Raw genomic sequence first — 7,996 nt, 5'->3', positions numbered from 1 at the left:
GCGCCATCAAGCACGTGCATACCGACGTGCTCGACCAACTCAGCGATGCCGTCTTAGCGGCCGAACATCTCGGCGAGGTTGCCGACCACCTGATCGGACACTTCGTCGACCAAGCACGCCGATCAGGAGCGTCCTGGACGGACATCGGCAAGAGCATGGGTGTCACCAAGCAAGCCGCGCAAAAGCGATTCGTGCTGCGGGCCGAGGCCACGTCACTGGACCCCAACCAAGGATTCGAACGCTTCACCCCCCGGGCGCGCAACGTCGTCGTCGCCGCTCAAAACGCCGCGCACGAGGCGCACAACGCCGAAATCACCCCCGAGCACCTACTGCTCGGCTTGCTGAGCGACGGCGACGCGGTGGCCACCAAACTGCTGATCGCACAGCAGGTGGACCCCGAATCTGTTCGGGCAGCGATCACCGTACCGTCGGCCATCGCCGATCCGCCCCAGCTGATCCCGTTCAGCGGCCCGGCCCGCAAAGCCCTCGAGCTGACTTTCCGGGAGGCACTTCGCCTGGGCCACAACTACATCGGCACCGAACATCTGCTGCTCGCGCTGCTCGAACTGGAAGACGGCAGCGGGCCGCTGCACCGGGCGGGCATCGACAAGGACCGCGTCCAAACCGATCTGATCGCTGTGCTGGAATCTCTCGTGGCCGGGCAGAAGGACTGACCGCAGAGTCCGCGGTGTGCCATCATGCGAGGGTGATGCGCCGCTGCCTAGTTGTGTTGGTCACCGTGTTCGCCGCCACCGTCTTCGGGCTACCGCGCGCATCGGCTGGTGACGCGCCGATCGGTCATCTCGGTGACACGTTGCGGGTCGACACCGGGAAGATGATCGCCGACGTCACGGTCAGCAGCGTTCAGCCGGTAGACCCGCCGCCGGGATTCGGGTACAACCGCGTCGGCATTCCGGTCAAGAGCTTCCCGAACAGCGCGGTCGTGCGCGCGGACGTGGCGATCCATGCCGTCCGGGTGCCGACCGCGTACCAGATGCTCACCGATTTCACCTTCGACGGGGTGACCCCGTTCGGCGACGCCTACAAGTCGCGCCCGTCCGATGCACCCGACGCACTGGATGCCGCGCTGGCGAATGCACCGTCCGGCTCGATCGTTCGCGGCGGGGTGTATTGGGAGGCCTACCGCGACCCAGTTTCCAATGTCGTACTGCTGGACAAGAAGACGGGCTATCACCTAGCGCAGTGGAATCTTTAGCCCGCATTGCCAAGGCAGATTCCGTCGACATCGCCGAGTTGGCCGAGGTTGCCGCCCGCACTTTCCCGCTCGCCTGTCCCCCGTCTGTCACGCCTGCAAATATCGCGGCGTTCGTCGACGCCAACCTGTCCGGCGCGCGCTTTAGCGAGTATCTGGCCGATCCGCAACGGCTGATCCTCACTGCCACCCAAGACGATCGGATTGTCGGTTACGCCATGCTAATCCGCGGTGTCGGCGACGATCCGGAGGCAGCCGTAGAACTTTCGAAGATCTACGTGCTGCCAGAGCATCACGGCTCGGGTATATCCACGGCACTGATGGACGCCGCCCTCACCGCTACCATCGAATGGGGCGCCGGCAGCATATGGCTGGGCGTCAATCAGAAAAACTCACGCGCCCAACGGTTTTACGAAAAGTGCGGCTTTACCATCAACGGCGTCAGAACATTTCAACTGGGCACTGATACCGAAGACGACTATGTAATGTTGCGGCAGCTCTAAGCGTTGACGGCTGCAGTTAACGCCAGCAGACGCGACGTGGCCCGCAGATATTTCTTCCGGAAGCCACCGGCCAGCATTTCCTGGCTGAAGATGCGATCCAGCTTCTCCCCCGAGGCCAGCACCGGGATGCCGGCGTCGTACAGCCGGTCGGTTAGCGCCACCAGTCGCAGTGCCACGTTCTGGTCGTCGATGGCGTGCACACCGGTCAGGAACACCGCTGTCACACCTTCAATCAGCGCCAGATAACGCGACGGGTGCATGGTGGCCAGATGGGTGCACAGCGCATCGAAGTCGTCCAGCGTCGCGCCCGAGACGGTGGCGGCGTGCGCGGCGACTTGCTCGTCGGTGGGTGGCTGGGGCGCTGGCGGCTACTCGCGGTGCCGGTAGTCGGGTCCATCGATCCGGACGACGTCGAAAATGGCTGCCAGCGTGTTGATTTCACGTAGGAAATCCTGCGCCGCAAAACGGCCCTCCCCCAGCTGCTCGGGCAGTGTGTTGGACGTCGCGGCCACCGACACGCCACGCTCGACGAGTTGGGAAAGCAGCCGCGATATCAGCGTGGTATTTCCGGGATCATCCAACTCGAACTCGTCGATACACAACAACGTGTAATGCCCAAGCAGGTCAATGCATTCGGCGAAGCCGAATACCCCGGCCAGCTGGGTAAGCTCCATGAACGTGGCAAAAGCCTTCGGATGTAGGGCATCACCGGGCATCTGATGGTAGGCAGCGGCCAGCAGATGCGTCTTGCCGACTCCGAAACCACCGTCGAGGTACAGGCCGACACCCGGCAACACTTCTCGCCGACCGAACAGCTTCTTGCGGCCGGCGCGACGCTCGAGCGCCTGCCGGCAGAACTGTTGGCAAGCCGCGACGCCGGTGGACTGCGTCGGCTCGGCCGGGTCGGGGTGATAGCTCGCAAAGCTCACGTCGGCGAAGGTCGGCGGCGGCGTCAACTGGGCGATCAGGCGTTCGGGTGACACGGTCGGCTGCCGATCGACCAGATGGGCGACGGACCCGGGCATGCAGGCACCCTACCGACGTGTGCTGCAATCATGCGCATGGCTGACCACGCCGGCGGGACGCAGCTGAGAGTGCTCGGCTCGGTCCGCGACCTCGACGGCGGCGAGCTGCCCGACCTCTACAGCTACCCGCCGGAGCTGAACAGGATTTGGCTTCGGGCGAACTTCATCGCCAGCATCGACGGCGGCGCCACCGTCGGCGGCACCACCGGTCAGCTGGGTGGGCCGGGCGACCGGGCGTTGTTCAGCCTGCTGCGCGAACTGGCTGACGTGATCCTGGTCGGCGCCGGCACGGTACGGGTCGAGGATTACTCCGGCGCCCGCTCGAGCATCGCCCAGCGGCATCGCCGCCAGGCCCGCGGGCAAAGCGAAGTTCCCCAGCTCGCGATCGTCACCAAATCCGGCCGCCTGGACCGGGATATGGCGGTCTTCACCCGCACGGAAGTGCCGCCGCTGGTGTGCACCTGCGCGGCGGTGTTTGACGAGGTCTGCCGCGGGCTGGCCGGCGTGGCTGAGGTAATCGAGGGCTCGGACGACGACCCGGACCGCGTCGACGAGGCTGCCGTGCTGGCCGCGCTGGCCCATCGCGGCCTGTACCGGGTTTTGACCGAAGGCGGTCCGATGCTGTTCAGCTCTTTCGTCGAGCGCGACATGCTCGACGAACTCTGCCTGACGATCGCACCGAGCCTGGTCGGCGGTTTGGCCGGCCGCATCGCCGCTGGCCCGGGCCAGGTGCACACCGCGATGCGCTGCGCGCACATTCTCACCGACGACGACGGCTACCTGTACACCCGCTACGTCAAAGCCGAGTAGATCGCGGGAGGCTCGCCAGCCGACGATGCGGGCCGGTTCGGCCGGAGGAGGAGTCGGGCAATGGCTACTGTGGTCGGCATGAGCCGGCGCGCCGCAATCGCTACGTCATTGATCGTGGTGACAGGGTTGCTGGCCGGCTGCGCGCCTGGCTTGGCCGCCAACCCGCGTTTCGCCACCGATTCAGGTGGCCGACCGCACGGAAAGGCCACCACAGCCAAACCACCCAATGGCCCGCCCCCGATCGCCGTGCCCAAGAACGACTTGTCGTGGCGTGACTGCACGTCGAAGGAATTCAGCGACGCCGCGGTCCCCCCGGCACCTGGCGTCAAGTTGGAGTGCGCAAGCTATGACGCCGACCTCGACCCGGTCAACGGCTCGGCCGGCACCCTGAGCATCGGTGTGGTGCGCGCCCGCTCAGTGAAGACCCCGCACGATGCCGGCCCGCTGGTCTTCACCACCGGCGCGGATATGCCGTCGTCGCTGCAGCTGCCGGCGTGGCTGGCGCGGGCCGGCGCCGACGTGCTGCAAAAGCACCCCATCGTCGCCGTCGACCGCCGTGGCATGGGCACGTCGAGCCCGGTCGACTGCCTCGATCAGTTCGACCGTCAGGAGATCCGCGACCAGTCGCAGTTCCAGGCCGGCAACGATCCCGTCGCCAACCTCGCGGACATCGTCCAGAACGCCACCACCAGCTGCACCGACACCATCGCGCCCGGCGACTCCGCCTACGACAACACCCACGCCGCCAGCGACATCGAGCGACTGCGCAGTACCTGGGACGTGCCCGCGCTGGCGCTGATCGGCATCGGCAGCGGCGCCCAGGTGGCGCTGTCTTACGCCAGCTCGCATCCCGACAAGGTGTCCAGGTTGGTCCTCGATTCCCCGATCGCATTGGGCGTGGGCGCCGAAGCGGCGGCCGAGCAACGGGTCAAAGGGCAGCAATCGGCGCTGGATGCATTCGCCGCGCAATGCGCCGCGGTGAATTGCCCGCTCGGCCCCGATCCCAAAGCAGCGGTGAGCTCGCTACTGGCCGACGCCCGCACCGGCCACGGCCCCGGGGGTATGTCGGTAGCGACCCTTGCCAACGCGATCAGCACCTCGCTGGGCTACCCCAGCGGTGACCGGGTCAGTACCACCAACGACTTGGCCAATGCCCTCGCAACCGCACGCTCGGGTGACACCAATCTGCTGACCAGCCTGGCCAACCGAGCGGAAGGCATCTCGGGCACCGACGGGCAGTTCGTCAATTCATGCAGTGACGCGCTCAACCGGCCCACGCCCGATCGGATTCGCGAGCTGGTAGTCGCCTGGGGCAAGCTCTACCCCCAATTCGGCACCGTCGGTGCGCTCAATTTGGTCAAATGCGTCTCCTGGCCCAGCACCAATCCGCCGCCACCGCCGAAGGTTCTCAAAGTCAACGTGCTTCTCATGGGTGTGCAAGACGACCCGATCGTCGGGATGGAAGGCGTCTCAGCCACCGCCGCCACCGTCATCAACGCCACCGCCGCCAGCAAGCGGGTGATGTGGCAAGGGATCGGGCACGGCGCCAGCATCTATTCCTCGTGCGCGGTGCCGCCGCTGGTCGGCTACCTGGACAGCGGTCAATTGCCGCCGACCGACACCTACTGTCCCGCCTGACCGCTGCGGCGATCGCCCGTGTACGGTGCGCTCGTGACGGCAGTTGATTCCCCTCGCGGCGGTCTGCGCGATTGGGCGCAGGCCACATTCGGTCCCCGCACCGCCGCGCCGAGCACTGCGACCGTGTTGCGTTCGGTGCTGTGGCCGGTGGCCATCCTGGCAGTAATTCACCGCACCATCGTGGTGACAACCAACGGCAACATCACCGACGATTTCAAGCCGGTCTACCGTGCGGTGCTGAACTTCCGGCACGGCTGGGACATCTACAACGAGCACTTCGACTACGTCGACCCGCATTACCTCTATCCCCCAGGCGGCACGCTGATCATGGCGCCTTTTGGCTACCTGCCATTCGCGGAGTCGCGCTACTTGTTCATCGCGTTCAACAGCGTCGCCATCGTGCTCGCGGGGTACGTGCTGTTGCGGATGTTCAACTTCAAGCTGACCTCCGTCGCAGCCCCGGCGCTGCTTCTGGCAATGTTCTGCACCGAATCCGTCACCAACACACTGGTTTTCACCAACATCAACGGTTGCATCCTGCTGCTTGAGGTGCTGTTTTTACGGTGGCTGCTTAACGGGTCCAAAACCGGTGGGCCCGAACATCAATGGTGGGCAGGCATCGCGATCGGGCTGGCACTCGTCGTCAAACCGGTGCTGGGCCCGCTGCTGCTGCTGCCACTGCTGAACCGTCAGTGGCGCGCGGTGGTTGCCGCCATCGTGGTGCCGGTGGCGTTCAATCTGGCCGCGCTGCCGCTGATTGTCCATCCCGAGGACTTCGTGACCCGCACCCTGCCCTACATGCTCGGCGTTCGTGACTACTTCAACAGCTCGATCGAAGGCAACGGCGTGTATTTCGGGTTGCCGTTCTGGCTGATCTTGTTGCTGCGAATCCTGTTCACACTGCTTGCCATTGGCAGCTTATGGCTGCTGTACCGCTACTACCGCACCCGCGACCCGCTGTTCTGGTTCACCACATCATCGGGCGTGCTGTTGCTGTGGTCCTGGCTCGTGCTGTCACTGGCCCAGGGCTACTACTCGATGATGTTGTTTCCGTTCCTGATGACCGTCGTATTGCCCAACTCGGTGATTCGCAACTGGCCGGCGTGGTTGAGCATCTACGGGTTCCTGACGATGGACCGCTGGCTGCTGTTCAACTGGATGTACATCGGGCGGCCGCTGGAATACCTGAAGATCACCTACGGCTGGTCGCTGCTGCTGATCGTGGTGTTCACTGTGCTCTACTTCCGCTACCTGGATGCCAAGGCCGAGAACCGCTTGGGCGAGGGCATCGATCCTCGATGGCTGACGGTCGAACGGCCGCGCGCTACCGTGGACCCATGAGCTCTCCGCGCGCAACGACGATGCAGAGCGAAGCGATGAGGAGGAGTGGCGCATGACTCCAAATGTGCAACTGACCGATGACGAATGGCGCCAAAAGCTGACTCCCGACGAGTTTGCGGTGCTGCGACGGGCCGGCACCGAGCGCCCGTTCACCGGTGAATACACCGACACCAAGGCAGAAGGCGTCTACGAATGCCGGGCGTGCGGCGCCGAGCTGTTTCGCAGTTCGGAGAAGTTCGAATCCCATTGCGGCTGGCCATCATTCTTCGACCCGGCCAATTCCGACGCGGTGATCCTGCGGCCCGATCACTCGATGGGAGCGACGCGCACCGAAGTGCTGTGCGCCAACTGCCACAGCCATCTGGGCCACGTCTTTGAGGGTGAGGGCTATCCGACCCCGACCGATCAGCGCTACTGCATCAACTCGATCTGCCTGCGTTTGGTGCCTGCAGGCTCCTAATTCCGCGACACTTAAATGAGTGCGACAACACGCCGGGCGGTTTCAAGGGGTGATTGCAACCGTTTAAATCGCGGCGCAGAAGGTCAGTCCACGCGGGTGGCGTGCATCTCCCAGAACGGCGCGTGCACCCGGCCGTTGGTCAACCACGGCTCCATCGCCCGGAATCGTTTCATCAATTCCTCCATCTGGTCACCCATGTCGGGGTTTCGCGCTGCCATCATCTCGATGGACTCGGCGCTGATGTTGACCTGATAAGTGGTCGGCCCCAGGTAGCTAATCTGCCAGCCGGCGTCGGGAAACACGTCTCGAAAGTCGTTCTCGGACAACGACCGCATCATCTTGAAGCCGTTGACGTCGTGGGTGCCGAATTCGAACATGTACAGCCGCGCCCCGGGTTTGGTAGCGCGGTGCAAGGCCTCTGCATACGAGCGCTGCAACTCCGGTTCGGTCGAAAAAGTGTGATAGAAGGCGCAGTCGACGACGGTGTCAAAGTGGTTCTCCAAGCCTTCGAGCTTGGTCGCGTCTGCTAGTTGGAAGTTGACCGACACCCCGGCTTTGCGTGCGTTCTCTTTGGCCCGCTCCAGTCCGGTCGGCGAGGCGTCAATGCCGGTGGCCGCGTAGCCCTTTGACGCGTAGTAGATGGCATGGTGGCCCGGGCCGGTGCCCGGGTCGAGAACCTCGCCCTTCACTGCACCCAACGCGACCAGTTGCTGAACCACCGGCTGCGGGCCGCCGATGTCCCACGGTGTGGCTGCCGGTAGCCCGTGCGCCACCCGGTCGTCGCGGTACATCTGCTCGAAGCGGCTGGGATCGGTCGGGTCGAATTGCGTTGTCATGCCCTTAACGATATAACGTAAAACTATCGCGATGCAACGCTCACGGGCGAACCGCGCGCACTACCTGAACGGCACGTCGCCCGCGGTTCACCGTCTCGATGTCAACATCTTCGAGCCCTGCAGTCCGGCAGCAAGCGGCGAACGACGCCGCCTGTTCCTCAGTCCATCCG

At 64.5% G+C, this 7,996-nt stretch carries 8 protein-coding genes and 1 pseudogene; 7 read left to right on the top strand and 2 right to left on the bottom strand.

Features of this window, described 5'->3' with window-relative positions; all coding sequences use genetic code 11:
• The 3 genes from WBF82_RS18005 to WBF82_RS17995 all read left to right on the top strand — a co-directional run.
• Window positions 1-674: Clp protease N-terminal domain-containing protein (locus WBF82_RS18005; RefSeq protein ID WP_424384321.1), on the top strand; the 674-nt coding region annotated here is incomplete at its 5' end.
• Window positions 675-709: 35 nt separating this feature from the next.
• On the top strand, window positions 710-1,216 hold the full coding sequence (locus WBF82_RS18000; protein WP_424384323.1) for a hypothetical protein: 507 nt from the start codon (window positions 710-712) through the stop codon (window positions 1,214-1,216).
• On the top strand, window positions 1,204-1,716 hold the full coding sequence (locus WBF82_RS17995) for a GNAT family N-acetyltransferase (protein ID WP_424384320.1): 513 nt from the start codon (window positions 1,204-1,206) through the stop codon (window positions 1,714-1,716). The genes WBF82_RS18000 and WBF82_RS17995 overlap by 13 nt, the downstream gene beginning before the upstream one ends.
• Here WBF82_RS17995 and zapE read toward each other — a convergent pair.
• Window positions 1,713-2,741: pseudogene (zapE, locus tag WBF82_RS17990) on the bottom strand (cell division protein ZapE). The gene WBF82_RS17995 and the pseudogene zapE overlap by 4 nt on opposite strands.
• A gap of 36 nt (window positions 2,742-2,777) precedes the next feature.
• Here zapE and WBF82_RS17985 point away from each other — a divergent pair.
• The 4 genes from WBF82_RS17985 to msrB all read left to right on the top strand — a co-directional run bounded on the left by WBF82_RS17985 (window position 2,778) and on the right by msrB (window position 6,990).
• Window positions 2,778-3,551: a pyrimidine reductase family protein gene (locus WBF82_RS17985; RefSeq protein WP_424384319.1), complete on the top strand. Its 774-nt coding sequence runs from the start codon at window positions 2,778-2,780 to the stop codon at window positions 3,549-3,551.
• 69 nt (window positions 3,552-3,620) lie between these two features.
• On the top strand, window positions 3,621-5,189 hold the full coding sequence (locus tag WBF82_RS17980) for an alpha/beta fold hydrolase (protein WP_424384322.1): 1,569 nt from the start codon (window positions 3,621-3,623) through the stop codon (window positions 5,187-5,189).
• Window positions 5,190-5,207: 18 nt separating this feature from the next.
• Complete coding sequence (aftC, locus tag WBF82_RS17975) at window positions 5,208-6,530, top strand: arabinofuranan 3-O-arabinosyltransferase (protein ID WP_424384318.1); 1,323 nt, start codon at window positions 5,208-5,210, stop codon at window positions 6,528-6,530.
• A gap of 52 nt (window positions 6,531-6,582) precedes the next feature.
• Window positions 6,583-6,990 (top strand): peptide-methionine (R)-S-oxide reductase MsrB, encoded by a 408-nt coding sequence (gene msrB / locus WBF82_RS17970; RefSeq protein ID WP_424384317.1) that lies wholly within the window; start codon window positions 6,583-6,585, stop codon window positions 6,988-6,990.
• Window positions 6,991-7,073: 83 nt separating this feature from the next.
• Here the strand turns inward: msrB and WBF82_RS17965 are convergent, their stop codons facing one another.
• Complete coding sequence (locus WBF82_RS17965; RefSeq protein WP_424384316.1) at window positions 7,074-7,826, bottom strand: class I SAM-dependent methyltransferase; 753 nt, start codon at window positions 7,824-7,826, stop codon at window positions 7,074-7,076.
• Window positions 7,827-7,996: the final 170 nt, after the last annotated feature.

The organism is Mycobacterium sp., assembly GCF_049673265.1.
Classification (GTDB): domain Bacteria; phylum Actinomycetota; class Actinomycetes; order Mycobacteriales; family Mycobacteriaceae; genus Mycobacterium.
Note: the sequence above shows the minus strand (reverse complement) of the source record. Positions and strands in the feature narration are given on the sequence as shown.

Excerpts from the sequence above, each read along its gene's own strand:
- WBF82_RS18000 (WP_424384323.1), top strand. The coding sequence starts at position 710 with ATGCGCCGCTGCCTAGTTGTGTTGGTCACCGTGTTCGCCGCCACCGTC.
- WBF82_RS17985 (WP_424384319.1), top strand. The coding sequence starts at position 2,778 with ATGGCTGACCACGCCGGCGGGACGCAGCTGAGAGTGCTCGGCTCGGTC.
- msrB (WP_424384317.1), top strand. The coding sequence starts at position 6,583 with ATGACTCCAAATGTGCAACTGACCGATGACGAATGGCGCCAAAAGCTG.
- WBF82_RS17965 (WP_424384316.1), bottom strand. The coding sequence starts at position 7,826 with ATGACAACGCAATTCGACCCGACCGATCCCAGCCGCTTCGAGCAGATG.